Source organism: Cellulosimicrobium sp. SH8 (assembly GCF_025818875.1).
Taxonomy (GTDB): domain Bacteria; phylum Actinomycetota; class Actinomycetes; order Actinomycetales; family Cellulomonadaceae; genus Cellulosimicrobium; species Cellulosimicrobium cellulans_D.
In genome coordinates this window covers 63,245-90,244 of the sequence record NZ_JAMXMH010000013.1, presented here as the reverse complement: position 1 = coordinate 90,244, position 27,000 = coordinate 63,245, and the positions used below count along the sequence as shown (strand labels likewise).

The window sequence follows — 27,000 nt, the reverse complement described above, 5'->3', positions numbered from 1 at the left end:
TCACGGCCGCGGGACGCGCCTCGACGGCATCCGCGGCCCCGTGCGGGCCCGGCCGACCGCGCGGTGGGCGTCGAGCAGGACGCGGTTGAACGCGACCGGGGCGTCGAGGCTCACGAGGTGGCGAGCGCCCGAGATCACCACGAGCCGCGCGGACGCTCCCCCGCGCCGTGCCGCCTCGACGAACCCGCGCTCCCCGAACCGGAAGTGGTCCCACCGGCCGTTGACCAGCCACACCGGCGAGTCCGTGGCGGCGAGGGCCGCCACGGGATCGACCCCCTCGACCTCCCGCAGGATCGCGCTCATCACGTCGAGCGCGTACCCGCCCGCGCCGAGGTCGGCCGCTCCCTGGGGCGTGAGCGCCCGGTCGACGAGCGCCTGGTTCAGTCCCGCTCCCCCGTCCGGGAGCCGCTCGATGCCGCGGGCGACGAGGAGCCAACCCCCGCGCAGGCGCGTGGCGGGCGGCGTCGAGCAGGCGGCGGCCACGAGACCGACGACGCGCTCGGGGTGCTGAGCCCTCGTCTCGATCGCGACGTAGCCGCCGAGCGACAGACCGACGACGAGCGCGCGCCCACCCACGTCGTCGATCCCGGCGGCGACCGCCTCCACGGCGCCGTGCAGGGTGAACGCCTCACCCCGCCGCGCCCCGTGCCCCGGCAGGTCCACGGCGGCCGCGTCGACCCCGGCGCGACGCAGCGCCGCGAGCTGGTCGCGCCACATCGACCGCGACGTCCGCGAGCCGTGCACGAGGACGACTGGCGGCCACGCCGTCCGAAGGGGGTCGTCACTCGTCACGTCACGACCGTAGGCCCTCCCCACCCCGAGATCGACCCGTACGTCGCGAGGTCGGCCCACTGCAGGTCGACCTCCGCCGTACGTCGATCTCGCGCGGCCACCCTCGCGGCCGGACGCACGCCGACGCCGTCGGGACGGCAGAACGCCGCAGGGCCCGGAACCGTCACGGTTCCGGGCCCTACGGCGTGGAGTCTGCGCGGAACGCCGACCCCGGAAGAGAGGGAGGAGGCTCAGGCCTCCTTCTTCTCCTCGGCGGCGTCCTCGACAGGCGCGTCCTGGACGTCCTCGGCGGGCGCGTCCTCGACGGCGACGGGAGCGTCCTCGACGGGCGCGTCCTCGACCGCGTCGGCCTTCTTGGCCGGCTTGTCAGCCTTCTTCTTGCTCGCCTTCTCCGCGGCCTTCTCCGCCTCGCGGACGACGGCCTGCTTGGGGCTGACGGGCTCGGTCACGAGCTCGATCACCGCGAGGGGCGCGTTGTCGCCCTTGCGCGTGCCGACCTTCGTGATGCGGGTGTAGCCACCCTCACGCTCCGCCATCTGCGGGGCGATCTCGGTGAACAGCGTGTGCACCACGGACTTGTCGCGCACGACGCGCAGGACGCGACGACGCGCGTGCAGGTCGCCGCGCTTCGCGAACGTGATGAGGCGCTCGGCCACCGGACGCAGGCGCTTCGCCTTGGTCTCGGTGGTCGTGATGCGGCCGTGCTCGAAGAGCTGGGTGGACAGGTTCGCGAGCATCAGGCGCTCGTGAGCCGGTCCGCTGCCGAGCCGGTGGCCCTTGGCGGGGGTAGGCATGGGATGTGCTCCTTGGGAAGTTTTCGCGCCGCAGGTGCGGACCCGGACGCGCTGAGGTGTCTAGAGCCGCAGGCTCAGTACTGCTGCTCGGTGTCCGAGAACGTCGCCTCGTCGTCGTCGCCGTCGTAGTACGCGGCGGCCGACGGGTCGAAGTCGAGCGGCGAGTCCTTGAGGGACAGACCGAGCTCGGCGAGCTTCTCCTTCACCTCGTTGATGGACTTCGCACCGAAGTTACGGATGTCGAGCAGGTCCGCCTCGCTGCGCGCGACGAGCTCGCCCACCTGGTGGATGCCCTCGCGCTTGAGGCAGTTGTACGACCGGATCGTGAGGTTGAGCTCCTCGATCGGCAGCGCCAGGTCCGCGGCGAGAGCCGCGTCCGTCGGCGACGGGCCGATCTCGATGCCCTCGGCCTCGACGTTGAGCTCACGGGCCAGGCCGAAGAGCTCCACCAGCGTCTTGCCCGCCGACGCGAGCGCGTCGCGCGGCGAGATCGCCGGCTTCGACTCGACGTCCACGACCAGCTTGTCGAAGTCCGTGCGCTGCTCGACACGCGTCGCCTCGACCTTGTAGGTCACCTTGAGGACCGGCGAGTAGATCGAGTCGACCGGGATGCGCCCGATCTCGGCGTCGAACGACTTGTTCTGCGAGGCCGAGACGTACCCACGGCCGCGCTCGACGGTGAGCTCGATCTCGAGCTTGCCCTTGTCGTTGAGCGTGGCGATGTGCAGCTCGGGGTTGTGGACCTCCACACCCGCGGGCGGGACGATGTCCGCCGCGGTGACCGCACCAGCGCCCTGCTTGCGCAGGTACATCACGACGGGCTCGTCGTTCTCCGAGGAGACGACGAGGTTCTTGATGTTGAGGATGACCTCGGTGACGTCCTCCTTCACACCCGGCACGGTGGTGAACTCGTGGAGCACACCGTCGATGCGGATGGAGGTGACTGCAGCGCCCGGGATGGACGACAGCAGCGTGCGACGCAGCGAGTTGCCGAGCGTGTAGCCGAAGCCCGGCTCCAGCGGCTCGATGGAGAAGCGCGAACGGTTCTCCGAGATGACCTCTTCGGTCAAGGTGGGGCGCTGTGCGATCAGCACTGGTGGTTTCCTTTCGGTGAGCGTCCGCCATATGACGCTGCACGGTTCAAGGCGAGGTGCGCGCCTGCGGCACGCGGCCCCGGCCGGGACTCTGTCCACCCGGCCGGGAAGGGGGCGTCGGCCCCGTCAGGAGGCGGCTGCCCCGTGACGGGTGCCGTCGACGGGCTCGGCCGGTCGGAGACCGGGCGGACCGTCGACGGCACGCCGACGACGAGGGTCAGACGCGACGACGCTTGGGCGGGCGGCACCCGTTGTGCGCCTGCGGCGTGACGTCCTGGATCGAGCCGACCTCGAGGCCGGCCGACTGCAGCGAGCGGATCGCGGTCTCGCGACCCGAGCCCGGGCCCTTGACGAAGACGTCGACCTTCTTCATGCCGTGCTCCTGCGCCTTGCGGGCAGCGGCCTCGGCCGCGAGGCCGGCGGCGAAGGGGGTCGACTTGCGCGAACCCTTGAAGCCGACGTCGCCGCCGGAGGCCCACGCGATCACGGCGCCCGACGGGTCCGTGATCGACACGATCGTGTTGTTGAACGTGCTCTTGATGTGCGCCTGGCCGGCGGGGACGTTCTTCTTGTCCTTGCGACGAGGCTTGCGCCCAGCGGCGGCGCGAGTCTTGGGAGGCATCTTTCGTTTCTCTCCTGGTCTGAGGTGGTCTGACCGCGGGGATCTCCGACCGGGACGACGTGGACCGTGCGGTCGACGTCAGCACCCGAGCGGGGCCCGCCCTGCGGACTGGCTCAGCGGGCCTTCTTCTTGCCGGCCACGGTGCGCTTGGGTCCCTTGCGCGTACGCGCGTTGGTCTTGGTGCGCTGGCCGCGCACAGGAAGGCCGCGGCGGTGACGCAGGCCCTGGTAGGTGCCGATCTCGACCTTGCGGCGGATGTCGGCGGCCACCTCACGACGGAGGTCACCCTCGAGCTTGTAGTTGCCCTCGAGGTAGTCGCGGAGCGCGACGAGCTCGGCGTCGCCGAGATCCTTCACGCGCGCGTCCGGGCTGATGCCGGTCGCGGCCAGCGTCTGCTGGGCGCGGGTACGGCCGACGCCGTAGATGTAGGTGAGCGCGACCTCGAGCCGCTTGTCGCGGGGGAGGTCGACGCCGATGAGACGTGCCATGTGCCTTTCGGCTCCTCGTGCTTCGTCGGAGGTCTGTCGCACCGCCCTCCCACGGGGAGCTCCGTGGGCCCCGGCCTCCGAGCCGGGGGTTCCCCTGCCCGTGGCGTTCTCCTCCCGGACTCGCGTCCGGGGTGCCGAGCAGGTTCGTGGTGGTGCGCTGGTGGCCGGCCGTCGTCGTGACGGCGACCTGGTGACTGCGGTCCCGAGGGACCGTCACCCGTGGCGCAGGCGCGGGCTCAGCCCTGGCGCTGCTTGTGCCGCAGGTTCTCGCAGATCACCATGACGCGACCGTGCCGGCGGATCACCTTGCACTTGTCGCAGATCTTCTTGACGCTGGGCTTGACCTTCATCTTCGTTCCCTCAGTGGTGCCCCGCTCCGGGCGCGACCGACGAGCGGTCCCGGGTCCGGGTGATGAGGCGGGTGAGTGGGTGGACGCGTGGCGACTACTTGTAGCGGTAGACGATCCGGCCGCGGGACAGGTCGTACGGGCTCAGCTCGACCACGACCCGGTCCTCGGGGAGGATCCGGATGTAGTGCTGGCGCATCTTGCCCGAGATGTGCGCGAGAACCTTGTGACCGTTGGCCAGCTCCACGCGGAACATCGCGTTCGGCAGGGCCTCGACCACGCTGCCCTCGATCTCGATGACACCGTCCTTCTTTGCCATGTCCTCCGCTAACTCTCGTCTGAACTGCTGGTACTCCCGCGCACGCCCGACCCGAGGCCGTCCGTTCGTGGGAGGTGCGTGGAGCCGCGTGCGGGGTCGGTCGCCCGGGTCCCGAGGGACGGGGGCCGGTTGAACGACGTGCACGGACTACACCCGACGGACCATCCTACGGCATCCGACAAGAGTCGCGAAACCGTGGTGTGCCTCGGGAGCCGTGCAGCGCGTCACTCCCCCGCCGCACGTGAGGCTGTACCGGCACGGCCGGCGGGCCGCGAGGTCAGACCGCGAGGGGCGCGACGCGGACGCCGAGCTCCGCGAGCTCGGCCGCTCCGCCGTCGGGTGCGGTGAGGACCCAGATCCCCGCGTCGAGGATCGCGACGCTGTGCTCCCAGTGCGCCGCGCGGGCACCGTCGTCGGTCACGACCGTCCAGTCGTCCTCGCAGACCTCGGTGAACCGGTCGCCGAGCGTCAGCATCGGCTCGATCGCGAGGCACATGCCTGGGCGCAGCCGCGGACCCTTCTCGCGCGTCCGGTAGTTCGGGACGTCCGGCGGCTGGTGCATCGCCGAGCCGATCCCGTGCCCCACGTACTCCTCGACGATCCCGTAGGAGACACCGTCGGACTCACCCGAGACCCGGACCGAGTCCTCGATGGCGGCGCCCACCTCACCGAGCCGCTCGCTCGTCGCGAGCGCGGCGATGCCCGCCCACATCGCCCGGCGCGTGGCCTCCACGAGCGCCGCGTCCTGCGGCTCGCCCTCGCCGAGGACGAACGAGACCGCCGAGTCTCCGTGCCAGCCGTCGACGATCGCCCCGCAGTCGACGGAGACGATGTCGCCCGGGCGCAGCTCGCGCTGGCCGGGGATGCCGTGCACGACCTCGTCGTTCACCGACACGCAGAGCGACGCCGGGTAGCCCTCGTAACCGAGGAACGACGGCGTCGCACCGGCGTCCGCGATCACCGCGGCGGCGAGCGCGTCCAGGTCTGCCGTCGTCATGCCCGGACGGACCGTCTCACGGACCGTCTCGAGCGCCCGCGCGACCACCAGGCCGGCGCTCCGCATGGACCGGACCTGGTCGTGCGTCTTGTACTCGATGCGCTCGCGACCGAACACCCTGCTGCTCCCCAGAACCCTACGGACGAACTGCCGGTGCTCAGCCGACGAGCGCGGTCAGCGCCGAGACGATGCGTCCGGTGATCTCGTCGACGTCACCGATGCCGTCGACGCGGACGAGCAGGCCGCGCTCGTCGTAGGCGGACGTGAGCGGCGCCGTCTGCTCGGCGTAGATGTCGAGGCGGCGCGCGATGGCCTCCTCGGTGTCGTCCTCGCGACCCTCGATCTCCGCACGCTTCGCCAGGCGCGCGAGGAGCTCGTCACGGTCCGCCGTGAGCTCCACGACGCCGTCCAGGGCGACGCCCAGGTCCGCGAGGATCGTGTCGAGCTCGACGACCTGGGCCGCGTTGCGCGGGTAGCCGTCGAGGATGAACCCCTGCGCCGCGTCCTCCTGGGCGAGGCGGTCGCGCACCATCGCGTTCGTCACCGAGTCGGGGACCAGGTCGCCCTTCGCGGTGTACTCCTGCGCGAGCCGGCCGAGCTCCGTGCCGCCCTTGATGTTCGCCCGGAAGATGTCTCCGGTCGAGATCGCGGGGATGGCGAGCTGCTCGGCGAGCCGGGCGGCCTGGGTCCCCTTGCCCGCGCCCTGCGGGCCCATGATGACGAGGCGCGCGGGACGCGAGGCGGACTGGCCGTCGGTGGCGTTGCTCAACGGAGGAACCCTTCGTAGTGGCGCTGCTGCAGCTGGGAGTTGATCTGCTTGACCGTCTCCAGGCCGACGCCGACGACGATGATGATCGAGGAGCCACCGAACGGGATGTTCGTGCTCACGCCGAGCCCGATGAGGACCAGCGTCGGCAGCAGGGCGACGAGCGCGAGGTAGATGGAGCCCGCGGACGTGATGCGGGTGATGACGTAGTCGAGGTACTCGGCGGTCGGCCGGCCGGCACGGATGCCGGGGATGAAGCCGCCGTACTTCTTCATGTTGTCCGCGACCTCGTCCGGGTTGAACGTGATCGACGTGTAGAAGAAGCAGAAGAACAGGATCATCAGCACGTACAGCACGATGTGCAGCGGCGCCGCCGGGTCGGCGAGGTTCGTGCTGACCCAGATGACCCAGTCGGCGCTCTGGTCGCCGAACTGCGCGATGAGGCCCGGGACCGCGAGCAGCGAGGCCGCGAAGATCACCGGGATGACGCCGGCCATGTTGATCTTGATCGGGATGTAGGTGCTCGACCCGCCGTACATGCGGCGCCCGACCATGCGCTTGGCGTACTGGACCGGCACGCGACGCTGGGACTGCTCGACGAACACGACGAGGCCGATGACGACCACGATGACCGCGATCATGATGATGAAGTTCGTCGCGCCGTTCGCGCCGCCGGCGATCGACCACAGTGCGGTCGGGAAGCTCGCGGCGATCGACGTGAAGATGAGGAGCGACATGCCGTTGCCGACGCCGCGCTCGGTGATGAGCTCACCGAGCCACATGATGAGGCCGGTGCCCGCGGTCATGGTGATGACCATGAGCGCCATCGTCACGAAGCTGCCGTCGGGGATGACGTCCACGGAGCAGCCCTGGAAGAGCAGGCCGTTGCGCGCCGTCGTGATGACGGTCGTCGACTGGAGGATGGCGAGCGCGATCGTCAGGTAGCGCGTGTACTGCGTCAGCTTCGACTGGCCCGACTGCCCCTCCTTGTGGAGCGCCTCGAAGCGAGGGATCACGACGCGCAGCAGCTGGACGATGATGCTCGCGGTGATGTACGGCATGATGCCGAGCGCGAAGATCGACAGCTGGAGCAGCGCGCCGCCGCTGAAGAGGTTGACGAGGCCGAGCAGGTCGTTGCCGTCGGCGGTCTCCGCGATGCACTGCTGCACGTTGGGGTAGTCCACACCCGGCGTGGGGATGAACGACCCCACCCGGAAGATCGCCATGATCGCGATCGTGAACAGCAGCTTGCGCCGCAGGTCGGGCGTCCGGAAAGCCCGGGCGAATGCGCTGAGCACCTATCCTCCTGGCCCGCCGAGGCGGGATGTCGTGTCGCCGGGAGGCCCGGCGAGGTGTGACGCACGGCACGGGCGCCAAGAGGCACCCTAGCCGTAGCGCCGCGTCGAACGGCAAGTCGGTCCCGACGACCGGACGGACCGACCGTGGACCTGAGAGTGACGGCGGTCACCCCGGGGTGCGGGGAGACAACCGTCGGAGAGTCTAACCGTGGCGCGCTGCCGGACGGACCACGGGTCGTGCAGGAAGACGTTCCCAGACGCGGACAGGGCCGACGGCGCGTGTGCGCCACCGGCCCTGTCCAGGGGTGTCAGTCCTCCGAGACCGAGCCGCCGGCCGCGAGGATCTTCTCGCGAGCCGCGCCCGAGAGGGCGTCGACCGCGACCTCGAGCTTGACGGTGATCTCGCCCGTGCCCAGCACCTTCACGAGCTGGCCCTTGCGGACCGCGCCCTTCGCGACGAGGTCCTCGACGGTGACCTGGCCACCCTCGGGGTACAGCGCCGCGAGCTTGTCCAGGTTCACGACCTGGTACTCGGTGCGGAACGGGTTCTTGAAGCCGCGCAGCTTCGGGAGGCGCATGTGCAGAGGCATCTGCCCGCCCTCGAAGCGCTCGGGAACCTGGTAACGAGCCTTCGTACCCTTGGTACCGCGGCCCGCCGTCTTACCCTTCGACGCCTCACCACGACCCACGCGGGTCTTGGCCTTCTTGGCGCCGGGAGCCGGACGCAGGTGGTGGATCTTGAGCGTGCCGCCGGCACCCTCGGTCTGCTTGCCCGACTGCTTCGCGGCAGTCGCGGTCTCCGCCTTCGCGGGGGCCTTCGCAGCAGCCTTCTTCTTCGGAGCCTCGGCGGTCTCCTTGGTGGCCTTCTCAGCCATGGTCACTCGACCTCCTCAACGGTGACGAGGTGCGCCACCGTCGCGACCATGCCGCGGATCTCCGGGCGGTCCTCCTTCACGGCGGTGTCGCCGATCCGCTTGAGGCCCAGAGTGCGCAGCGTGTCGCGCTGGTTCTGCTTGCCGCCGATGGCGGACTTCGTCTGGGTCACCTTGAGCCTGGCCATCAGGCGTTCACCCCCGCAGCACGGGCACGCAGGAGCGCGGCCGGGGCCACGTCCTCGAGCGGGAGACCACGGCGCGCGGCGACAGCCTCAGGCTGCTCCAGGTTGCGCAGGGCCTCGACGGTCGCGTGCACGATGTTGATCGCGTTGGACGAGCCGAGCGACTTGCTCAGCACGTCGTGGATGCCCGCGCACTCCAGCACGGCGCGCACCGGACCACCGGCGATCACACCGGTACCGGGAGCGGCCGGACGGAGGAACACGACGCCGGCGGCGGCCTCACCCTGGATGGGGTGCGGGATGGTGCCCTGGATGCGCGGGACCTTGAAGAAGTTCTTCTTGGCCTCCTCGACACCCTTGGCGATCGCCGCGGGCACCTCCTTCGCCTTGCCGTAGCCGACGCCGACCGTGCCGTCGCCGTCGCCCACCACGACCAGCGCGGTGAAGCTGAAGCGGCGGCCGCCCTTGACGACCTTGGAGACGCGGTTGATGGTGACGACGCGCTCGACGAAGGCGTTCTTCTCGGCTGCGTCGCCACGGCGACCGTCGCGACGGTCACCACGACGGTCGTCGCGGCGCCCCCCGCGCGCGTTCTGGTCGCTCGACTCGTTGGCGGCACCCGTGGGGGCGCCGGTGTTGCTGCGCTGCCCTGCAGCCATCAGAGAATCCTTTGCTTCCGTGTGGGGATGGTCGGCGTCGTCACAGGGACAGACCGCCCTCGCGAGCGCCGTCGGCGACCGCAGCGACCCGACCGTGGTACTTGTTGCCACCACGGTCGAAGACGACGGCGTCGACGCCCTTGGCCTTCGCACGCTCGGCGACGAGCTCGCCGACCTTGCGGGCCTTGGCGCTCTTGTCGCCGTCGAGCGCACGCAGGTCCGCCTCGAGCGACGAGGCCGACGCGAGCGTCTGACCGATCGTGTCGTCCACGACCTGGGCCGTGATGTGACGCGTCGAGCGCGTCACCACGAGGCGCGGACGACCGGCGGTCCCCTTGATCTTCTTGCGCAGGCGCAGGTGGCGGCGCTGACGCGCGACGGCCTTGCCCTTGCCGAGAACCTTCAGAGCCATCGTTACTTACCAGCCTTTCCGACCTTGCGGCGGACGACCTCGCCGGCGTAACGCACACCCTTGCCCTTGTACGGCTCGGGCTTGCGGATCTTGCGGATGTTCGCTGCGACCTCGCCGACCTGCTGCTTGTCGATGCCGGAGACCGAGAACTTCGTCGGGCTCTCGACCGCGAACGCGATGCCCGCGGGCGGCGTCACGACGACCGGGTGGCTGAAGCCGAGGGCGAACTCGAGGTCCGAGCCCTTGGCCGTCACGCGGTAACCGGTGCCGACGATCTCGAGCTTCTTCTCGTAGCCCTGCGTCACGCCCTCGACGATGTTCGCCAGGAGGGTGCGCGTGAGGCCGTGCAGCGCGCGGGACTCGCGCTCGTCGTTCGGGCGCGTCACCACGAGGGTGCCGTCCTCCTGAGCGACCTGGATGGGGGCGGGCACGTGGTGCTCGAGAGAGCCCTTGGGGCCCTTCACGGTCACGAGCGCACCGCTGATGGTGACGTCCACTCCGGCGGGAACCGGAACGGGGATCTTGCCGATTCGAGACATGGCGTATCTCCTTTCCGGATTACCAGACGTAGGCGAGGACTTCGCCGCCCACGCCCTTCTTGGCGGCCTGCTTGTCGGTGAGCAGACCAGAGGACGTGGACAGGATCGCCACGCCCAGACCGCCCAGAACCTTGGGCAGCTCGGTGGACTTGGCGTACTTGCGCAGGCCCGGCTTGGACACGCGGCGCACGCCGGCAAGGCTGCGCTCACGGTTCGGGCCGAACTTCAGCTGGATGGTGAGGTTCTTGCCCACCGTCGCGTCCTCGACGCTCCAGCCGGAGATGTAGCCCTCGGCCTGGAGGATCTCGGCAATGTGCGACTTCAGCTTCGAGTACGGCATGGTCACCGTCTCGTGGTAAGCCGAGTTCGCGTTCCGCAGACGCGTCAGCATGTCTGCGATCGGGTCGGTCATCGTCATCGGGCTCTAGCCCTTCCTCGACGTGGTATCCGGGCGGAGGCGCGTCGTGCGACGCGCTCCGCCAGGACCTACGACGTAGTTGTTACCAGCTGCTCTTGGTGACGCCGGGAAGCTCACCACGGTGGGCCATCTCGCGCACGCAGATGCGGCACAGGCCGAACTTGCGGTACACCGAGTGCGGGCGACCGCACTTCTGGCACCGGGTGTAGGCGCGGACCGCGAACTTGGGCTTGGCGGCCGCCTTGTTGATCAGGGCCTTCTTCGCCATGTCAGTTCTCCTTGAAGGGGAAGCCGAGACGGCGCAGCAGGGAGCGGCCCTCGTCGTCGGTCGTCGCCGTGGTCACGATCGTGATGTCCATACCGCGGACACGGTCGATCTTGTCCTGGTCGATCTCGTGGAACATCGACTGCTCCGTGAGGCCGAACGTGTAGTTGCCGTGCCCGTCGAACTGCTTGGGCGACAGGCCGCGGAAGTCGCGGATGCGCGGCAGGGCGATCGACAGGAGACGGTCGAGGAACTCCCACATGCGGTCGCCGCGCAGCGTGACGTGCGCACCGATCGGCATGCCCTCGCGCAGCTTGAACTGCGCGATGGACTTGCGGGCCTTGGTCACCTGCGGCTTCTGGCCGGTGATCGCGGACAGGTCGCGGATAGCACCCTCGATGAGCTTCGAGTCCTTGGCCGCGTCACCGACACCCATGTTCACGACGATCTTCGTGACGCGGGCGACCTGGTTGACGTTCTCGTGCCCGAACTCCTCGCGCAGACCGGCGACGATCTCCTCGCGGTAGCGCTGCTTCAGGCGAGGCACCTCGGGGGCAACGATCTCGGTGCTCATCAGATGTCCTTCCCGGAGCGCTTGGCGACACGCACGCGCACGGTGCGCTTGCGGCCGTCACGCTCGACCTCTTCGGTGCGGTACCCGACGCGGGTGCCCTTCTTGGTCTCCGGGTCGACGACCATCACGTTGCTGATGTGGATCGGGGCCTCGACGGTCTCGATCCCACCGGTCCGCGTGCCGCGCTGCGACTGGCCGACCTTGGTGTGCTTGGTGATGCGCTGGACGCCCTCGACGATGACGCGGTCACGGTCGGTGAGCACCTCGAGGACGCGGCCCTGCTTGCCCTTGTCCTTGCCGGCGATGACGACGACGAGGTCGCCCTTCTTGATCTTGGCCATGGTCAGAGCACCTCCGGAGCCAGCGAGATGATCTTCATGAACCGCTTGTCGCGCAGCTCGCGCCCGACCGGGCCGAAGATGCGCGTCCCGCGCGGCTCGCCGTCGTTCTTGAGGATCACGGCGGCGTTCTCGTCGAACTTGATGTAGGAACCGTCCGGACGACGGCGCTCCTTGGCGGTACGGACGATGACGGCCTTGACCACGTCGCCCTTCTTCACGTTGCCGCCCGGGATCGCGTCCTTGACGGTTGCGACGATGACGTCGCCGATTCCGGCGTAGCGACGGCCCGAGCCACCGAGAACACGGATGCAGAGAATCTCCTTGGCACCCGTGTTGTCGGCGACACGAAGTCGCGACTCCTGCTGGATCATGTAATGAACTCCTGTCGTCGAGCCGGTTCTCGCGCGGGGCGAGCCTTGCCGAACGGATAGCTGTCAGTGCCGGGTCCCTCGCGGGTGAACCGGCCAGGACCGGGCGGTGGACCCGCCCGACCTGTCCTCACTGGTTGCCGCACCGCGGTGCGGCACGAGAGCGGTCGTGACGGGCGAGCGTGCCCGCCCGTCACGACCGGTGGATCACTTGGCCTTCTCGAGGATCTCCACGAGGCGCCACCGCTTGGTCGCGGACAGCGGGCGGGTCTCCATGATGAGCACGAGGTCGCCCACGCCGGCAGTGTTCTGCTCGTCGTGGACCTTGACCTTGCTCGTGCGGCGGATGACCTTGCCGTAGAGCGGGTGCTTGACCCGGTCCTCGACCTCGACCACCACGGTCTTGTCCATCTTGTCGCTCACGACGTAGCCGCGGCGCGTCTTGCGGTTCGCGCGCTCCTCGGTCGCCTCGGCGACGTCGGGCGCGTTGGTTGCGTTCTCGCTCATTCCAGCCTCACTCACTCGGCGCTCGGCGCGGTACGGATGCCGAGCTCGCGCTCACGCAGGATCGTGTAGATCCGCGCGATGTCGCGGCGGACGGCCTTGAGGCGCCCGTGGCTCTCCAGCTGGCCGGTGGCCGACTGGAAGCGGAGGTTGAAGAGCTCCTCCTTGACCTTCTTGAGCTCGGCGACGAGCGTCTCGTCGTCCATGGCGTCGAGGTCGACGGGGGCGAGCCCCTTCGTTCCGATTGCCATCAGTTGCCACCACCCTCGCGCACCACGAAACGGCACTTCATCGGGAGCTTGTGGATCGCGCGGCGCATCGCCTCGCGAGCCAGGTCCTCCGGGACACCGGCCAGCTCGAAGACGATCCGGCCGGGCTTGACATTGGCGACCCACCACTCCGGCGAACCCTTACCGGAACCCATGCGGGTCTCGGCAGGCTTCTTGGTCAGGGGACGGTCCGGGTAGATGTTGATCCAGACCTTGCCGCCACGCTTGATGTGGCGGGTCATCGCGATACGAGCAGCCTCGATCTGCCGGTTCGTGACGTACGCCGGCTCGAGAGCCTGGATGCCGTACTCACCGAACGAGATCTGCGTGCCACCCTTCGCCGCGCCGGAGCGCGACGGGTGGTGCTGCTTGCGGTGCTTGAGCCTGCGCGGGATCAGCATGACTCAGGCCTCCGTTCCGGTCTCAGGGGCCTTCGCCTCCGCGGCAGGAGCGGACTGCTCAGCCGCGGCCGGCGCCTCGGACCCGGAGGTCCGCTCGCCCGAACGCTCGGGACGACGGCCACCACCACGACGGTCGCCGCCACGCTCACCGCGCGGGCCACCACGGCCCTGGCGCGGAGCGGCCGTGGCCTGCTGCGCGGCGAACTCCTTCTCGGTGACGTCGCCCTTGTAGATCCAGACCTTCACGCCGATGCGGCCGAAGGTCGTGCGGGCCTCGAAGAAGCCGTAGTCGATGTACGCGCGGAGCGTGTGCAGCGGCACACGACCCTCGCGGTAGAACTCCGACCGGCTCATCTCGGCGCCGCCGAGGCGGCCGGCGACCTGCACGCGGATGCCCTTGGCACCGGCGCGCTGGGCCGACTGGATGCCCTTGCGCATCGCACGACGGAACGAGACGCGGCTCGCGAGCTGCTCGGCGATGCCCTGCGCGACGAGCTGCGCGTCCGTCTCGGCGTTCTTCACCTCGAGGATGTTGAGCTGCACCTGCTTGCCGGTGAGCTTCTCCAGCTCGCCGCGGATGCGGTCCGCCTCGGCGCCACGGCGACCGATGACGATGCCCGGGCGTGCCGTGTGGATGTCCACGCGGACGCGGTCACGGGTGCGCTCGATCTCGACCTTGGAGATGCCTGCGCGCTCGAGACCGGTGCTCATGAGCTTGCGGATCTGGACGTCCTCGCGGACGTAGTCGCGGTACCGCTGTCCGGGCTTGGTGCTGTCGGCGAACCAGCGCGACCGGTGGTCGGTGGTGATGCCGAGGCGGTACCCGTGCGGGTGAACCTTCTGTCCCACTATCGGGCACTTCCCTTCGTGTTCTCACGCGGAGCGACGACCACGGTGATGTGGCTGGTGCGCTTGAGGATGCGGTTCGCACGGCCCTGGGCCCGCGGGCGGAAACGCTTGAGGGTCGGGCCCTCGTCGACGAACGCCTCACGCACGACGAGCTCCTGCTCCTCGAACGCCTCGCTCGCACGGTCTGCCTTCACCCGGGCGTTGGCGATCGCGCTCTCCACGACCTTGCGGACGGGCTCGCTCGCCGCCTGCGGTGCGAACTTCAGCACCGCGACGGCCTCGGAGGCCTGCTTGCCACGGATGAGGTCCACGACGCGCCGGGCCTTCTGGGGCGTGACACGGACGAACCGCGCCTGCGCCTTGGCTTCCATTGCTGTCCTGCCTTCTTGTCTCTTGACCGTCCAGGTCGTCACCAGACTGACCCGGGGGTCAGCGGCGACGACCCTTCTTGTCGTCCTTCACGTGGCCGCGGAAGGTCCGCGTGGGAGCGAACTCGCCGAGCTTGTGGCCGACCATCGACTCGGTGACGAACACCGGCGTGTGCTTGCGACCGTCGTGCACGGCGAACGTGTGACCGAGGAAGTCGGGCGTGATGACCGACCGACGGGACCAGGTCTTGATGACGTTCTTGGTCCCCTTCTCGTTCTGAGCGTCCACCTTCTTCTGCAGGTGGTCGTCGACGAAGGGGCCCTTCTTCAGGCTACGAGGCATGTCTCCAGGCTCCTATCAGCGCTTCTTGCCGGTACGGCGACGACGCACGATCAGCTTGTCGCTCGGCTTGTTCGGACGGCGGGTACGACCCTCCGGCTGGCCCCACGGGCTCACCGGGTGGCGACCACCGGAGGTCTTGCCCTCACCACCACCGTGCGGGTGGTCGATCGGGTTCATGGCGACACCACGGACGGTCGGGCGCTTGCCCTTCCAGCGCATGCGGCCGGCCTTGCCCCAGTTGATGTTCGACTGCTCGGCGTTGCCCACCTCGCCGACCGTCGCGCGGCAGCGCAGGTCGACGTTGCGGATCTCGCCGGACGGCATGCGCAGCTGCGCGTACGGCCCGTCCTTGGCGACGAGCTGCACGGACGCACCCGCCGAGCGGGCGATCTTCGCGCCGCCACCGGGCTTGAGCTCGATGGCGTGGATGACCGTACCGGTCGGGATGTTGCGCAGCGGCAGGTTGTTGCCGGGCTTGATGTCCGCGCCCGCGCCGTTCTCGACGACGTCGCCCTGCTTGAGCTTGGCCGGCGCGATGATGTAGCGCTTCTCGCCGTCCGCGTAGTGCAGGAGCGCGATGCGCGCCGTGCGGTTGGGGTCGTACTCGATGTGCGCGACCTTGGCGGGCACGCCGTCCTTGTCGTGGCGACGGAAGTCGATCACGCGGTACGCACGCTTGTGGCCACCACCCTTGTGACGGGTGGTGATCCGGCCGGAGCTGTTGCGGCCGCCGCTCTTCGAGAGCGGGCGGACCAGAGACTTCTCCGGCTGCGAGCGCGTGATCTCGGCGAAGTCGGCGACGCTCGAGCCGCGGCGGCCGGGCGTCGTCGGCTTGTACTTACGGATTCCCATGGGGATCTGTCCTCAATCTGCTCTCGTCGGCTCAGCCGAAGATGTCGATCGTGCCCTCGCGGAGGGTGACGATCGCACGCTTGGTGTCCTTGCGCTTGCCCAGGCCGAAACGCGTGCGACGCGTCTTGCCCTTGCGGTTGATCGTGTTCACCGAGGCCACCTTGACCGAGAAGATCTGCTCGACGGCGATCTTGATCTCGGTCTTGTTGGCCCGCGGGTCGACGACGAACGTGTACTTGCCCTCGTCGAGCAGGCCGTAGCTCTTCTCGGAGACGACCGGCGCGAGGATCACGTCACGGGGGTCCTTGGTCACGGTGGTCACTTCGCGGCCTCCTCGGCAGCAGTCTCGTCCGCCTCGGTGGAGGTGGCGACGGCCTTCGCGGAGCGACCCGTGGCCGGGCCCGCCAGGAACGCGTCGAGCGCGCCCTGCGTGAAGACGACGTCGTCGGAGACGAGCACGTCGTAGGTGTTGAGCTGGTCGGCCACCAGGAGGTGGACCTGCTCGACGTTCCGCAGCGACTTGACCGTCAGCTCGTCACCACGCTCGGTGACGACGAGGACGTGCTTGCGCTCGGAGAGCTTGGCGAGCGTCGCGACGGCGGTCTTGGTCGACGGCAGGCCGTCGACGCCGAAGCCGGTCACGACGTGGACACGGCCGTTGCGGGCGCGGTCCGAGAGGGCACCGCGGAGCGCGGCGGCCTTCATCTTCTTGGGCGTCCGCTGGTCGTACGAGCGCGGCGTCGGGCCGTGGACGACGCCACCCCCGGCGAACTGCGGCGCACGGGTCGAACCCTGGCGGGCGCGGCCGGTGCCCTTCTGCTTGTACGGCTTGCGACCACCACCGCGGACCTCGCCGCGGCTCTTGGTGTCGTGCGTGCCCTGGCGTGCAGCAGCACGCTGGGCGACGACGACCTGGTGGATCAGCGGGACGTTGAGCTCGACGTCGAACACCTCGGCGGGGAGCTCGGCGGTGCCGGCCTTCTTGCCCTTGGGGTCCAGCACGTCAACGGTCAGAGCGGACATGGTGTTCACGCTCCCTTCGCGGCGCTGCGCACGAGGACGACGCCGCCCTTGGGGCCGGGAACCGCGCCCTTGACGAGCAGCAGACCCTTCTCGGCGTCGACCGCGTGGACGGTCAGGTTCTGGGTGGTCTGGCGGTCGTTGCCCATGCGACCGGCCATCCGCAGGCCCTTGAACACGCGCGACGGGGTCGAGGCCCCACCGATCGAGCCCGGCTTGCGGTGGTTGCGGTGCGCACCGTGCGAGGCGCCCACGCCGGAGAAGCCGTGGCGCTTCATGACACCGGCGGTGCCCTTGCCCTTGGTCGTGCCCACGACGTCGACCACGGCGCCGGCCTCGAAGGCCTCCGCGGTGATCTCCTGGCCGAGCGCGTACTCGGCGGCGTCGGTGGTACGGACCTCGGCGACGTGACGACGCGGCGTGACGCCGGCCTTCTCGAAGTGGCCCTTGAGCGGCTTCGTGACCTTGCGCGGGTCGATCTGGCCGTAGGCGAGCTGCACGGCGGCGTACCCGTCGACGTCGGCCGTGCGCACCTGCGTCACGACGTTCGTGCCGACGGCGACGACGGTCACGGGCACGAGGCGACCGGCCTCGTCCCAGAGCTGCGTCATCCCGAGCTTCGTGCCGAGCACCGCGGTGACCGGGCGCGCGTTCTGCTGGGGAATAGTCATGATGTCCTCCAGCCTCAGAGCTTGATCTCGATGTTCACGTCGGCAGGCAGGTCGAGACGCATGAGCGAGTCGACGGCCTTCGGCGTGGGATCGATGATGTCGATCAGCCGCTTGTGCGTGCGCATCTCGAAGTGCTCGCGGCTGTCCTTGTACTTGTGAGGCGACCGGATGACGCAGAAGACGTTCTTCTCCGTCGGCAGCGGCACCGGACCCACGACCGTTGCACCAGCGCGCGTCACCGTGTCGACGATCTTGCGCGCCGAGCTGTCGATGACCTCGTGGTCGTAGGACTTGAGCCGGATGCGGATCTTCTGTCCCGCCATGGCGTCGTCTGACTCTCTCTCTCGAACCGCTAGCTGTCCGACCCCCGCGCTCGGGCGTGTCGCGTAGTCGCGACGCACCTGGGCGCACGCGCCGAGAGGCGCAGGGCCGTTGGATATGTGAACCCTCGTCCGCACCGTGCTGACGCACGGCTCCGCGAAGCGGGCCACAACGTTTGTGCGAGCCTGGTCGGAACGTGTGTTCCGCGGGGTACTCGATCCATGGCGACAGAGAGCTCAACCCGCAGGACCGGGACGAGGTCCCGGGATCCTGGCCCTCCTCAGGAGGACCGGTTCAACACACTGTTCGACACGTGAAAGAGCGCGCCCGTAACAGGCAACCTGAACAGTCTGCCACACGAAGGCCGCCTGGCCAAGTCGAGACCGGGGCAGGGGCTGTGACGGTGACCGCAGGTGACCGCGGTAGCACCGCACGAGACGGCAGACCGCAGGCCGAAGGCCCGGTCCCGCGCACGGGACCGGGCCTTCGACGAGTGCTGCGGAGGCAGCGTCAGATCACTTGAGGATCTTGGTGACGCGGCCCGAGCCCACGGTGCGGCCACCCTCACGGATGGCGAAGCCGAGGCCCTCCTCCATGGCGATCGGCTGGATCAGCGCGACCGTCATCTCGGTGTTGTCGCCGGGCATGACCATCTCGGTGCCCTCGGGCAGCGTGATGACGCCGGTGACGTCCGTGGTGCGGAAGTAGAACTGCGGACGGTAGTTCGAGTAGAACGGGTTGTGACGCCCACCCTCGTCCTTGCCCAGGATGTAGACCTGCGCCTCGAAGTCCGTGTGCGGGGTGATCGAGCCCGGCTTCACGACGACCTGGCCGCGCTCGACGTCCTCACGCTTGATGCCGCGCAGGAGGAGACCGGTGTTGTCGCCGGCCTGCGCCTGGTCCATCTGCTTGTGGAACGTCTCGATGCCCGTGACCGTGGTCTTCTGGGGCGCGCGGATGCCGACGATCTCGACGTCCGAGTTGAGGTCGAGCGTGCCACGCTCCACCTTGCCGGTGACGACCGTGCCACGACCGGTGATCGTGAAGACGTCCTCGACGGGCATGAGGAACGGCTTGTCGAGCTCGCGGACGGGCTCGGGCACGCTCTCGTCCACGGCCTCCATGAGCTCGAGGATCTTCGCGGTCCACTCGGGGTCGCCCTCGAGCGCCTTGAGACCCGACACGCGCACGACCGGCGCGTTGTCGCCGTCGAACTCCTGCGAGGAGAGGAGCTCGCGCACCTCCATCTCGACGAGCTCGAGGATCTCCTCGTCGTCGACCATGTCGGACTTGTTCAGCGCGACGAGCAGGTACGGCACGCCGACCTGGCGGGCGAGCAGGACGTGCTCGCGCGTCTGGGCCATCGGGCCGTCGGTCGCGGCGACCACCAGGATCGCGCCGTCCATCTGGGCGGCACCGGTGATCATGTTCTTGATGTAGTCGGCGTGACCGGGAGCGTCGACGTGCGCGTAGTGGCGCTTGGGCGTCTCGTACTCGATGTGCGCGATGTTGATCGTGATACCGCGCTGCTTCTCCTCGGGAGCCGCGTCGATCTCGTCGAAGTTGCGCTGCGTGTTCGCCGGCAGGTCCGGGTACGTGTCCGCGAGCGTCTTCGAGATCGCCGCCGTGAGCGTCGTCTTACCGTGGTCGACGTGACCGATGGTGCCGACGTTGACGTGCGGCTTGGTCCGCTCGAACTTGGCCTTAGCCACTGGGGTCCTCCTGGGACTTGGGTAGATGTGCCGAACGTTGCGAATGTCGACCGAGAGATCCTACATCCGCGGGGCGTTGCGGTTTTCCTACAGGTTGATGGTTGTGCGGGTCTTCGACCTGTGGGGACTCACTCGCCCCGGGTCTTCTTGATGATCTCTTCGGCAACGTTCCGAGGAACCTCGGCGTAGCTGTCGAACTGCATCGAGTACACGGCGCGACCCTGGGTCTTGGACCGGAGGTCGCCGATGTACCCGAACATCTCTGACAACGGTACTTGGGCCCGGACGACCTTCACACCCGTCGCGTCCTCCATGGACTGGATCATTCCACGACGTGAGTTCAGGTCGCCGATGACGTCGCCCATGTACTCCTCGGGCGTACGCACCTCGACCGCCATCACCGGCTCCAGCAGAACCGGGTCCGCCCGCTTGACGCCCTCCTTGAGGACCATCGAGCCGGCGATCTTGAACGCCATCTCCGAGGAGTCGACCTCGTGGTAGGCGCCGTCGAGCAGCGTCGCCTTGACCCCGACCAGCGGGAAGCCGGCGAGCACGCCGAGCTCCATCGCGGACTGGATACCGGCGTCGACGCTCGGGATGTACTCGCGCGGGATGCGACCACCGGTGACGGCGTTGGCGAACTCGTAGAGCTCACCCTCGGCCGTGTCGAGCGGCTCGAAGGTCACCTGGACCTTCGCGAACTGCCCGGAGCCACCGGTCTGCTTCTTGTGCGTGTAGTCGATCTTCTCCGCCTTGCGACGGATCGTCTCGCGGTACGCGACCTGCGGCTTGCCGACGTTCGCCTCGACCTTGAACTCGCGACGCATGCGGTCGACGAGGATGTCGAGGTGGAGCTCGCCCATGCCGCCGATGACGGTCTGACCGGTCTCCTGGTCCAGCTTGACGCGGAAGGTCGGGTCCTCCTCGGCGAGCTTCTGGATCGCCGTCGAGAGCTTCTCCTGGTCGGCCTTCGTCTTCGGCTCGATCGCGACGTCGATGACGGGCTCGGGGAACGTCATGGACTCGAGGATCACGGGCGCGTCGAGCGCGCTGAGCGTGTCACCCGTCGTGGTGTCCTTGAGGCCGATGAACGCGTAGATGTGGCCCGCGCTCGCCTCCTCGACCGGGTTCTCCTTGTTGGAGTGCATCTGGAAGAGCTTCCCGATGCGCTCCTTCTTGCCCTTGGTCGAGTTGAGCACCTGGGCGCCCTGCGCGACCTTGCCCGAGTAGACCCGGACGTAGGTGAGCTTGCCGAAGAACGGGTGCGACGCGACCTTGAACGCGAGCGCGGAGAAGGGCTCGGTCGCGTCGGGGTGACGCTCGACGATCTTCTCCTCGTCCTTGACGTCGTGGCCCTCGATCGCGGGGACGTCGAGCGGCGACGGCAGGTAGTCGATGACCGCGTCGAGCATGGGCTGGACGCCCTTGTTCTTGAACGCGGACCCGCACAGGACCGGGAACGCCTCGCCCGCGATGACGAGCTTGCGGATCCCGGACTTGATCTCCGCGATCGTCAGCTCCTCGCCGCCGAGGTACTTCTCGAGCAGCTCCTCGTCAGCCTCCGCGACGGCCTCGACGAGCTCGCCGCGGTACTGCTCGGCCTTCTCGACGAGGTCGGCCGGGATCTCCTCGGTCTCGTACGCCTCGCCGAGCTTCGTCTCGCCGCGCCACACCAGAGCCTTCATCTCCAGGAGGTCGACGACGCCGGTGAAGTCGTTCTCGGAGCCGATCGGCAGCTGGATGACCAGCGGCTTCGCCTTGAGGCGGTTGATGATGGTGTCGACGGTGAAGTAGAAGTCCGCACCGAGCTTGTCCATCTTGTTGACGAAGCAGATGCGCGGCACGTTGTACTTGTCCGCCTGGCGCCACACCGTCTCCGACTGCGGCTCCACGCCCTCCTTGCCGTCGAAGACGGCGACGGCGCCGTCGAGCACGCGCAGGGAGCGCTCGACCTCGACCGTGAAGTCGACGTGGCCGGGCGTGTCGATGATGTTGATCTGGTTGTTCTTCCAGTAGCAGGTCGTCGCGGCCGACGTGATCGTGATGCCGCGCTCCTGCTCCTGCTCCATCCAGTCCATCGTCGACGCGCCGTCGTGCGTCTCACCGATCTTGTAGTTCACACCCGTGTAGAACAGGATGCGCTCGGTGGTCGTGGTCTTCCCGGCATCGATGTGGGCCATGATGCCGATGTTGCGGACCTTGTTCAGGTCGGTCAGCACGTCAAGTGCCACGGTCTGTTTCCCTCGCTAGGTGGGTTGAGTCGGGGGCGCTGCTCGGACCGGGGTGGCCGGCCGGAGACCCGCCGACGGCCCCGGGGACCGAGAGGTCCCCGAGGCCGGTCGGGCGGACTACCAGCGGTAGTGGGCGAAGGCCTTGTTGGACTCCGCCATCTTGTGCATGTCCTCGCGACGCTTGACCGCGGCACCGAGGCCGTTGCTCGCGTCGAGGATCTCGTTCATGAGGCGCTCGGTCATGGTCTTCTCGCGACGGGCGCGCGAGTAGTCCGTGAGCCAGCGCAGCGCGAGGGTCGTGGAGCGCGCGGGACGCACCTCGACGGGGACCTGGTAGGTCGCGCCACCGACGCGGCGCGAGCGGACCTCGAGCGCGGGACGCACGTTCTCGAGCGCACGCTTGAGGACGACGACCGGGTCGCCGTCGGTCTTCGCACGGACGCCCTCGAGGGCGCCGTAGACGATCGACTCGGCGGTGGACTTCTTGCCGTCGAGCAGCACCTTGTTGATGAGCTGCGTGACGACGGGCGACCCGTAGACGGGGTCGATGATGAGCGGCCGCTTCGGGGCCGGGCCCTTGCGAGGCATCAGCTCTTCTCCTTCTTGGCGCCGTACCGGCTGCGGGCCTGCTTGCGGTTCTTCACGCCCTGCGTGTCGAGCGCGCCGCGCACGATCTTGTAGCGCACACCCGGGAGGTCCTTCACACGACCGCCGCGCACGAGCACGATGGAGTGCTCCTGGAGGTTGTGGCCGACGCCCGGGATGTAGGCCGTGACCTCGACCTGGGAGGAGAGCTTCACGCGAGCGACCTTGCGCAGCGCGGAGTTCGGCTTCTTCGGGGTGGTGGTGTACACGCGCGTGCACACACCGCGCCGCTGCGGGGAGCCCTTGAGGGCGGGGGTCTTCGACTTCCCCACCTTCGAGGTCCGCCCCTTGCGGACGAGCTGCTGGATCGTAGGCACTACGTCTCCGTGTCTTCTCGAGCTACCGGGGCTATCCCCGATGGTGGTCGTGCTGGCTGCTGGAGCCGATCGCACGAGGCACCCGCAGCGCGAGACACGCTGCAGCAGCCACCTACCACCGGCTCGATGGTCCGTCCCTGCCCACGGGCACGAGGTGCCGTCAGGACCGGGATCCGGAATGCCCGGGCACTCACATCGGCCCGTCCGGAGCCCGCTGCGCGGAGGTGGGAGCGATCACTCGCTGACACCGCCCCGCCAGGGACATCACGGAGGGCCCGACGGCGCGGGCACGGTTTACCAGGTTACCTGCCGCCCGGCAGGTAGTCAAAGGAGCAGGTCACCGCCCGCCTGCGGCGGGGGCCCGCTCCCCCAGGACGCCGAACGGGTGCCCCCGGCGCCCCGCACCCGAGGTGCGGGACGCCGTCGGGCACCCGTCCGGCAGTCGAGGAACGTCAGCGGTAGTCGCCGAAGTCCAGGTCCTCGAGCGGGATCGCCTCGCCGGAGCCCATGCCGAGCGCCGGGAAGTCGATCTCGTCGTAGCCGAAGCTCGGGTAGAGCTCCGTCTTGGCCTGCTCGGTCGGCTCGACCTGGACCTTGGTGTACCGGGGCAGACCGGTACCGGCCGGGATGAGCTTTCCGATGATGACGTTCTCCTTGAGGCCGAGGAGCGGGTCGCGACGACCGCTCATCGACGCCTCGGTGAGCACGCGCGTCGTCTCCTGGAAGGAGGCGGCCGACAGCCACGAGTCCGTCGCGAGCGACGCCTTCGTGATGCCCATCAGCTCGGGACGGCCGGAGGCCGGCTGGCCACCCTCCGCCACGGTACGACGGTTGGCGTCCTCGAAGCGGCCGCGCTCGGCCAGCTCGCCCGGGAGCAGCGGCGCGTCACCCGAGTCGAGGACCGTGATCCGGCGGAGCATCTGCCGGACGATGACCTCGATGTGCTTGTCGTGGATGTCCACGCCCTGGGAGCGGTAGACCTCCTGGACCTCGTCCACCAGGTGCTTCTGCGTGGCACGCGGGCCGAGGATGCGCAGGACCTTCTTGGGGTCCACCGCTCCCTGGACGAGCTGCGTGCCGACGGAGACCTGGTCGCCGTCCTGCACGAGCAGGCGGGCGCGCTTGGTCACCGGGTACGCGATCTCCTCCGAGCCGTCGTCCGGCGTCAGCACGAGACGGCGCGAGCGCTCCGTGTCGTCGATCGCGATGCGACCCGAGAACTCCGCGATGGGCGCCTCACCCTTGGGGGTGCGGGCCTCGAAGAGCTCCGTGACACGGGGCAGACCCTGCGTGATGTCGTCCGCGGACGCCACACCACCGGTGTGGAACGTACGCATCGTCAGCTGGGTGCCCGGCTCACCGATCGACTGGGCGGCGATGATGCCGACCGCCTCGCCGATGTCGACGAGCTTGCCCGTGGCGAGCGAGCGCCCGTAGCACTTGGCGCACGTCCCGACGCGCGACTCGCACGTGAGGACCGAGCGGACCTTGGCCTCGCGGACGCCCGCGGCCACCGCGGCGTCGATGAGGACGTCGCCCGCGTCGTCGCCGGCCTTGCCGACGACGTTCCCGTCGGGGTCGACCAGGTCGGCCGCGAGGGTGCGCGAGTAGACGCTCGTCTCCACCTTCGGGTGGCGCACGAGCTTGCCCGCGAGCTCCTCCGCGATCGGCAGCGTCAGGCCGCGCTCGGTGCCGCAGTCCTCCTCGCGGACGATGACGTCCTGCGACACGTCCACGAGACGACGCGTGAGGTAGCCCGAGTCGGCGGTCCGCAGAGCGGTGTCCGCCAGACCCTTGCGGGCGCCGTGCGTCGCGATGAAGTACTCGAGGACGGACAGGCCCTCGCGGTAGTTGGACTTGATCGGGCGCGGGATGATCTCGCCCTTCGGGTTCGCCACGAGACCGCGCATGCCGGCGATCTGACGGACCTGCATCCAGTTACCACGGGCACCCGAGCCGACCATGCGGTACACGGTGTTGCGGTCGTTCGCCTCGAGGTTCTCGCGCATGACCGACGCGACCTTGTCCGTCGCCTGGGTCCAGATCTCGATGAGCTCCTGACGGCGCTCGTCGTCCGTGATGAGACCACGGTCGTACTGCTGCTGGACCTTGAGCGCGCGCTCCTCGTGCTGCTCGAGGATGACGGCCTTCTCCTTGGGCGTCGCCACGTCGGAGATCGCGATCGTGACGCCCGAGCGGGTCGCCCAGCGGAAGCCGGCAGCCTTCAGCGCGTCGAGCGACGCCGCGACCTCGACCTTCGGGTAGCGCTCCGCGAGCTCGTTGACGATCGCCGAGAGGCGCTTCTTGTCGACGACCGAGTTCACGTACGGGTAGTCGACGGGGAGCGTCTCGTTGAACAGCGCGCGACCGAGCGTGGTGTCGAAGAGGATCGGCTGACCCTCCTCCCAGCCCTCGGGAGCCTCGAAGCCGGAGACCGGCGGGACGAGGTCCGTGGTGCGGATCTTGACCTCGGCGTTCAGGTCCAGGGTGCCCTGGTCGAACGCCATGATCGCCTCGGCGACCGAGCCGAACGCGCGGCCCTCGCCCTCGGCGCCCTTGCGGTCGCTCGTCAGGTGGTACAGGCCGATGATCATGTCCTGCGAGGGCATGGTCACCGGACGACCGTCCGACGGCTTGAGGATGTTGTTGCTCGAGAGCATGAGGATGCGGGCCTCGGCCTGCGCCTCCGCGCTCAGGGGCAGGTGGACGGCCATCTGGTCACCGTCGAAGTCCGCGTTGAACGCGGCGCACACGAGCGGGTGCAGGTGGATCGCCTTGCCCTCGACGAGCTGCGGCTCGAACGCCTGGATGCCCAGGCGGTGCAGCGTCGGCGCACGGTTGAGCAGCACGGGGTGCTCCGTGATGACCTCTTCGAGCACGTCCCACACGACCGGGCGGGCACGCTCGACCATGCGCTTGGCGCTCTTGATGTTCTGCGCGTGGTTGAGGTCCACGAGCCGCTTCATGACGAACGGCTTGAACAGCTCGAGCGCCATCTGCTTGGGCAGGCCGCACTGGTGCAGCTTGAGCTGCGGGCCGACGACGATGACCGAACGGCCCGAGTAGTCGACGCGCTTGCCGAGCAGGTTCTGACGGAAACGACCCTGCTTGCCCTTGAGCATGTCCGAGATGGACTTCAGCGGGCGGTTGCCCGGGCCCGTGACCGGACGACCACGGCGACCGTTGTCGAACAGCGAGTCCACGGCCTCCTGGAGCATCCGCTTCTCGTTGTTGACGATGATCTCCGGGGCGCCCAGGTCCAGCAGACGCTTGAGGCGGTTGTTCCGGTTGATCACGCGGCGGTACAGGTCGTTCAGGTCGCTCGTCGCGAAGCGGCCACCGTCGAGCTGCACCATCGGGCGCAGGTCCGGCGGGATGACCGGGACGGCGTCGAGCACCATGCCCGTGGGCGAGTTCGTCGTGGTGAGGAACGCGTTGACGACCTTGAGGCGCTTGAGGGCACGCGTCTTGCGCTGCCCCTTGCCCGAGCGGATGGTCTCGCGCAGGGACTCGGCCTCCGCCTCCAGGTCGAAGTCCTGGAGACGCTTCTGGATCGCCGCGGCGCCCATCGAGCCCTCGAAGTAGGTGCCGTAGCGGTCCTGGAGGGCGCGGTAGAGCATCTCGTCGCCCTCGAGGTCGGCGACCTTGAGGTTCTTGAAGCGGTCCCACACCTGGTCGAGGCGGTCGAGCTGGGCGTCCGCGCGCTTGCGGATCTGCGCCATCTCGCGCTCGGCCGAGTCACGGACCTTGCGGCGCGCGTCGGCCTTCGCACCCTCGGCCTCGAGCTCGGCCAGGTCGGCCTCGAGCTTCTGGGCGCGGGAGTTGATGTCGTTGTCGCGGGCGTCCGCGATCTCCTTCTTCTCCAGGTCGATCTCGTTCTGGAGGTTGGGGAGGTCTTCCTGGCGACCCTCGTCGTCGACCGACGTGATCATGTACGCCGCGAAGTAGATGACCTTCTCCAGGTCCTTCGGGGCGAGGTCGAGCAGGTAGCCGAGGCGCGAGGGCACGCCCTTGAAGAACCAGATGTGCGTGACGGGCGCGGCGAGCTCGATGTGGCCCATGCGCTCACGACGCACCTTCGAGCGCGTCACCTCGACGCCGCAGCGCTCGCAGATGATGCCCTTGAAGCGCACGCGCTTGTACTTGCCGCAGTAGCACTCCCAGTCCCGGGTGGGGCCGAAGATCTTCTCGCAGAAGAGTCCGTCCTTCTCGGGCTTGAGGGTGCGGTAGTTGATGGTCTCGGGCTTCTTCACCTCTCCGTGCGACCACGCACGGATGTCGTCGGCCGTGGCCAGGCCGATGCGCAGCTCGTCGAAGACGTTGACGTCGAGCAAGTTGTCCTACTTC

General features: G+C 68.7%; 36 protein-coding genes. All 36 read right to left on the bottom strand.

Annotated features, from left to right (window positions below):
* Window positions 1-792, bottom strand: coding sequence for an alpha/beta fold hydrolase (locus tag NF338_RS17925; protein WP_264032000.1), 792 nt, complete (start codon window positions 790-792; stop codon window positions 1-3).
* 230 nt (window positions 793-1,022) lie between these two features.
* A complete protein-coding gene (gene rplQ, locus NF338_RS17920; RefSeq protein ID WP_087471325.1) occupies window positions 1,023-1,586 on the bottom strand; it encodes a 50S ribosomal protein L17 in 564 nt (187 codons plus the stop codon).
* A gap of 74 nt (window positions 1,587-1,660) precedes the next feature.
* Complete coding sequence (locus NF338_RS17915) at window positions 1,661-2,680, bottom strand: DNA-directed RNA polymerase subunit alpha (RefSeq protein WP_087471324.1); 1,020 nt, start codon at window positions 2,678-2,680, stop codon at window positions 1,661-1,663.
* 217 nt (window positions 2,681-2,897) lie between these two features.
* Window positions 2,898-3,302, bottom strand: coding sequence for a 30S ribosomal protein S11 (gene rpsK / locus NF338_RS17910; protein ID WP_021479759.1), 405 nt, complete (start codon window positions 3,300-3,302; stop codon window positions 2,898-2,900).
* A gap of 113 nt (window positions 3,303-3,415) precedes the next feature.
* Entirely contained in the window at window positions 3,416-3,790 is a 375-nt protein-coding gene (rpsM, locus tag NF338_RS17905; RefSeq protein ID WP_021479758.1) for a 30S ribosomal protein S13, read from the bottom strand.
* Between the two features lie 236 nt (window positions 3,791-4,026).
* Window positions 4,027-4,140, bottom strand: a complete 114-nt coding sequence (gene rpmJ, locus NF338_RS17900) for a 50S ribosomal protein L36 (protein WP_009740505.1) — start codon at window positions 4,138-4,140, stop codon at window positions 4,027-4,029.
* A gap of 94 nt (window positions 4,141-4,234) precedes the next feature.
* The gene (infA, locus tag NF338_RS17895) at window positions 4,235-4,456 is read right to left on the bottom strand and encodes a translation initiation factor IF-1 (protein WP_012867920.1); all 222 of its coding nucleotides are present in this window, start codon (window positions 4,454-4,456) and stop codon (window positions 4,235-4,237) included.
* A gap of 277 nt (window positions 4,457-4,733) precedes the next feature.
* The gene (gene map, locus NF338_RS17890; protein ID WP_264031999.1) at window positions 4,734-5,570 is read right to left on the bottom strand and encodes a type I methionyl aminopeptidase; all 837 of its coding nucleotides are present in this window, start codon (window positions 5,568-5,570) and stop codon (window positions 4,734-4,736) included.
* A 40-nt stretch (window positions 5,571-5,610) separates the two neighbouring features.
* A complete protein-coding gene (locus NF338_RS17885; protein WP_264031998.1) occupies window positions 5,611-6,222 on the bottom strand; it encodes an adenylate kinase in 612 nt (203 codons plus the stop codon).
* Window positions 6,219-7,517 (bottom strand): preprotein translocase subunit SecY, encoded by a 1,299-nt coding sequence (gene secY / locus NF338_RS17880; RefSeq protein WP_087471322.1) that lies wholly within the window; start codon window positions 7,515-7,517, stop codon window positions 6,219-6,221. The genes NF338_RS17885 and secY overlap by 4 nt, the downstream gene beginning before the upstream one ends.
* A gap of 308 nt (window positions 7,518-7,825) precedes the next feature.
* Entirely contained in the window at window positions 7,826-8,392 is a 567-nt protein-coding gene (gene rplO / locus NF338_RS17875; RefSeq protein WP_087471321.1) for a 50S ribosomal protein L15, read from the bottom strand.
* Window positions 8,393-8,394: 2 nt separating this feature from the next.
* On the bottom strand, window positions 8,395-8,577 hold the full coding sequence (gene rpmD, locus NF338_RS17870) for a 50S ribosomal protein L30 (RefSeq protein ID WP_021480439.1): 183 nt from the start codon (window positions 8,575-8,577) through the stop codon (window positions 8,395-8,397).
* The gene (gene rpsE, locus NF338_RS17865) at window positions 8,577-9,233 is read right to left on the bottom strand and encodes a 30S ribosomal protein S5 (protein ID WP_021480438.1); all 657 of its coding nucleotides are present in this window, start codon (window positions 9,231-9,233) and stop codon (window positions 8,577-8,579) included. Before rpsE ends, rpmD begins: the two co-directional genes overlap by 1 nt.
* 40 nt (window positions 9,234-9,273) lie before the next feature.
* Window positions 9,274-9,645 carry a 50S ribosomal protein L18 gene (gene rplR, locus NF338_RS17860; protein ID WP_087471320.1) on the bottom strand — a complete coding sequence of 124 codons (372 nt, stop codon included), beginning with the start codon at window positions 9,643-9,645 and terminating at the stop codon, window positions 9,274-9,276.
* Window positions 9,646-9,647: 2 nt separating this feature from the next.
* Window positions 9,648-10,184 carry a 50S ribosomal protein L6 gene (gene rplF / locus NF338_RS17855; RefSeq protein ID WP_087471319.1) on the bottom strand — a complete coding sequence of 179 codons (537 nt, stop codon included), beginning with the start codon at window positions 10,182-10,184 and terminating at the stop codon, window positions 9,648-9,650.
* 19 nt (window positions 10,185-10,203) lie between these two features.
* Window positions 10,204-10,602, bottom strand: coding sequence for a 30S ribosomal protein S8 (gene rpsH / locus NF338_RS17850; protein ID WP_087471318.1), 399 nt, complete (start codon window positions 10,600-10,602; stop codon window positions 10,204-10,206).
* Window positions 10,603-10,684: 82 nt separating this feature from the next.
* Window positions 10,685-10,870, bottom strand: a complete 186-nt coding sequence (locus tag NF338_RS17845; protein ID WP_021480434.1) for a type Z 30S ribosomal protein S14 — start codon at window positions 10,868-10,870, stop codon at window positions 10,685-10,687.
* A 1-nt stretch (window position 10,871) separates the two neighbouring features.
* On the bottom strand, window positions 10,872-11,441 hold the full coding sequence (gene rplE, locus NF338_RS17840; RefSeq protein WP_087471317.1) for a 50S ribosomal protein L5: 570 nt from the start codon (window positions 11,439-11,441) through the stop codon (window positions 10,872-10,874).
* Entirely contained in the window at window positions 11,441-11,782 is a 342-nt protein-coding gene (gene rplX / locus NF338_RS17835; protein ID WP_087471316.1) for a 50S ribosomal protein L24, read from the bottom strand. The genes rplE and rplX overlap by 1 nt, the downstream gene beginning before the upstream one ends.
* Window positions 11,783-11,784: 2 nt before the next feature.
* The gene (gene rplN / locus NF338_RS17830; RefSeq protein WP_056653778.1) at window positions 11,785-12,153 is read right to left on the bottom strand and encodes a 50S ribosomal protein L14; all 369 of its coding nucleotides are present in this window, start codon (window positions 12,151-12,153) and stop codon (window positions 11,785-11,787) included.
* A gap of 204 nt (window positions 12,154-12,357) precedes the next feature.
* Window positions 12,358-12,657, bottom strand: a complete 300-nt coding sequence (gene rpsQ, locus NF338_RS17825) for a 30S ribosomal protein S17 (protein WP_264031997.1) — start codon at window positions 12,655-12,657, stop codon at window positions 12,358-12,360.
* A gap of 11 nt (window positions 12,658-12,668) precedes the next feature.
* Window positions 12,669-12,905 carry a 50S ribosomal protein L29 gene (rpmC, locus tag NF338_RS17820; RefSeq protein WP_021480429.1) on the bottom strand — a complete coding sequence of 79 codons (237 nt, stop codon included), beginning with the start codon at window positions 12,903-12,905 and terminating at the stop codon, window positions 12,669-12,671.
* Window positions 12,905-13,324, bottom strand: a complete 420-nt coding sequence (gene rplP, locus NF338_RS17815; RefSeq protein WP_021480428.1) for a 50S ribosomal protein L16 — start codon at window positions 13,322-13,324, stop codon at window positions 12,905-12,907. The genes rpmC and rplP overlap by 1 nt, the downstream gene beginning before the upstream one ends.
* A gap of 3 nt (window positions 13,325-13,327) precedes the next feature.
* Window positions 13,328-14,173 carry a 30S ribosomal protein S3 gene (gene rpsC, locus NF338_RS17810; RefSeq protein ID WP_087471314.1) on the bottom strand — a complete coding sequence of 282 codons (846 nt, stop codon included), beginning with the start codon at window positions 14,171-14,173 and terminating at the stop codon, window positions 13,328-13,330.
* The gene (gene rplV, locus NF338_RS17805; protein WP_021479879.1) at window positions 14,173-14,544 is read right to left on the bottom strand and encodes a 50S ribosomal protein L22; all 372 of its coding nucleotides are present in this window, start codon (window positions 14,542-14,544) and stop codon (window positions 14,173-14,175) included. The genes rpsC and rplV overlap by 1 nt, the downstream gene beginning before the upstream one ends.
* Window positions 14,545-14,602: 58 nt before the next feature.
* A complete protein-coding gene (rpsS, locus tag NF338_RS17800; RefSeq protein ID WP_021479878.1) occupies window positions 14,603-14,884 on the bottom strand; it encodes a 30S ribosomal protein S19 in 282 nt (93 codons plus the stop codon).
* 15 nt (window positions 14,885-14,899) lie between these two features.
* Complete coding sequence (rplB, locus tag NF338_RS17795) at window positions 14,900-15,736, bottom strand: 50S ribosomal protein L2 (protein ID WP_087471313.1); 837 nt, start codon at window positions 15,734-15,736, stop codon at window positions 14,900-14,902.
* 31 nt (window positions 15,737-15,767) lie between these two features.
* On the bottom strand, window positions 15,768-16,058 hold the full coding sequence (gene rplW / locus NF338_RS17790; RefSeq protein WP_021479876.1) for a 50S ribosomal protein L23: 291 nt from the start codon (window positions 16,056-16,058) through the stop codon (window positions 15,768-15,770).
* Window positions 16,055-16,759, bottom strand: coding sequence for a 50S ribosomal protein L4 (gene rplD, locus NF338_RS17785; RefSeq protein WP_087472814.1), 705 nt, complete (start codon window positions 16,757-16,759; stop codon window positions 16,055-16,057). Before rplD ends, rplW begins: the two co-directional genes overlap by 4 nt.
* 5 nt (window positions 16,760-16,764) lie before the next feature.
* Window positions 16,765-17,427 carry a 50S ribosomal protein L3 gene (rplC, locus tag NF338_RS17780; RefSeq protein WP_264031996.1) on the bottom strand — a complete coding sequence of 221 codons (663 nt, stop codon included), beginning with the start codon at window positions 17,425-17,427 and terminating at the stop codon, window positions 16,765-16,767.
* Window positions 17,428-17,441: 14 nt separating this feature from the next.
* Window positions 17,442-17,750, bottom strand: coding sequence for a 30S ribosomal protein S10 (gene rpsJ, locus NF338_RS17775; RefSeq protein ID WP_012867945.1), 309 nt, complete (start codon window positions 17,748-17,750; stop codon window positions 17,442-17,444).
* 513 nt (window positions 17,751-18,263) lie between these two features.
* A complete protein-coding gene (gene tuf, locus NF338_RS17770; protein ID WP_087471311.1) occupies window positions 18,264-19,460 on the bottom strand; it encodes an elongation factor Tu in 1,197 nt (398 codons plus the stop codon).
* Between the two features lie 128 nt (window positions 19,461-19,588).
* Window positions 19,589-21,691 carry an elongation factor G gene (fusA, locus tag NF338_RS17765; protein WP_264031995.1) on the bottom strand — a complete coding sequence of 701 codons (2,103 nt, stop codon included), beginning with the start codon at window positions 21,689-21,691 and terminating at the stop codon, window positions 19,589-19,591.
* Between the two features lie 117 nt (window positions 21,692-21,808).
* Window positions 21,809-22,279 carry a 30S ribosomal protein S7 gene (gene rpsG / locus NF338_RS17760; RefSeq protein ID WP_087471309.1) on the bottom strand — a complete coding sequence of 157 codons (471 nt, stop codon included), beginning with the start codon at window positions 22,277-22,279 and terminating at the stop codon, window positions 21,809-21,811.
* Complete coding sequence (gene rpsL, locus NF338_RS17755) at window positions 22,279-22,653, bottom strand: 30S ribosomal protein S12 (RefSeq protein ID WP_021479869.1); 375 nt, start codon at window positions 22,651-22,653, stop codon at window positions 22,279-22,281. The genes rpsG and rpsL overlap by 1 nt, the downstream gene beginning before the upstream one ends.
* A 452-nt stretch (window positions 22,654-23,105) precedes the next feature.
* Window positions 23,106-26,987 carry a DNA-directed RNA polymerase subunit beta' gene (locus NF338_RS17750; protein ID WP_087471308.1) on the bottom strand — a complete coding sequence of 1,294 codons (3,882 nt, stop codon included), beginning with the start codon at window positions 26,985-26,987 and terminating at the stop codon, window positions 23,106-23,108.
* Window positions 26,988-27,000: the final 13 nt, after the last annotated feature.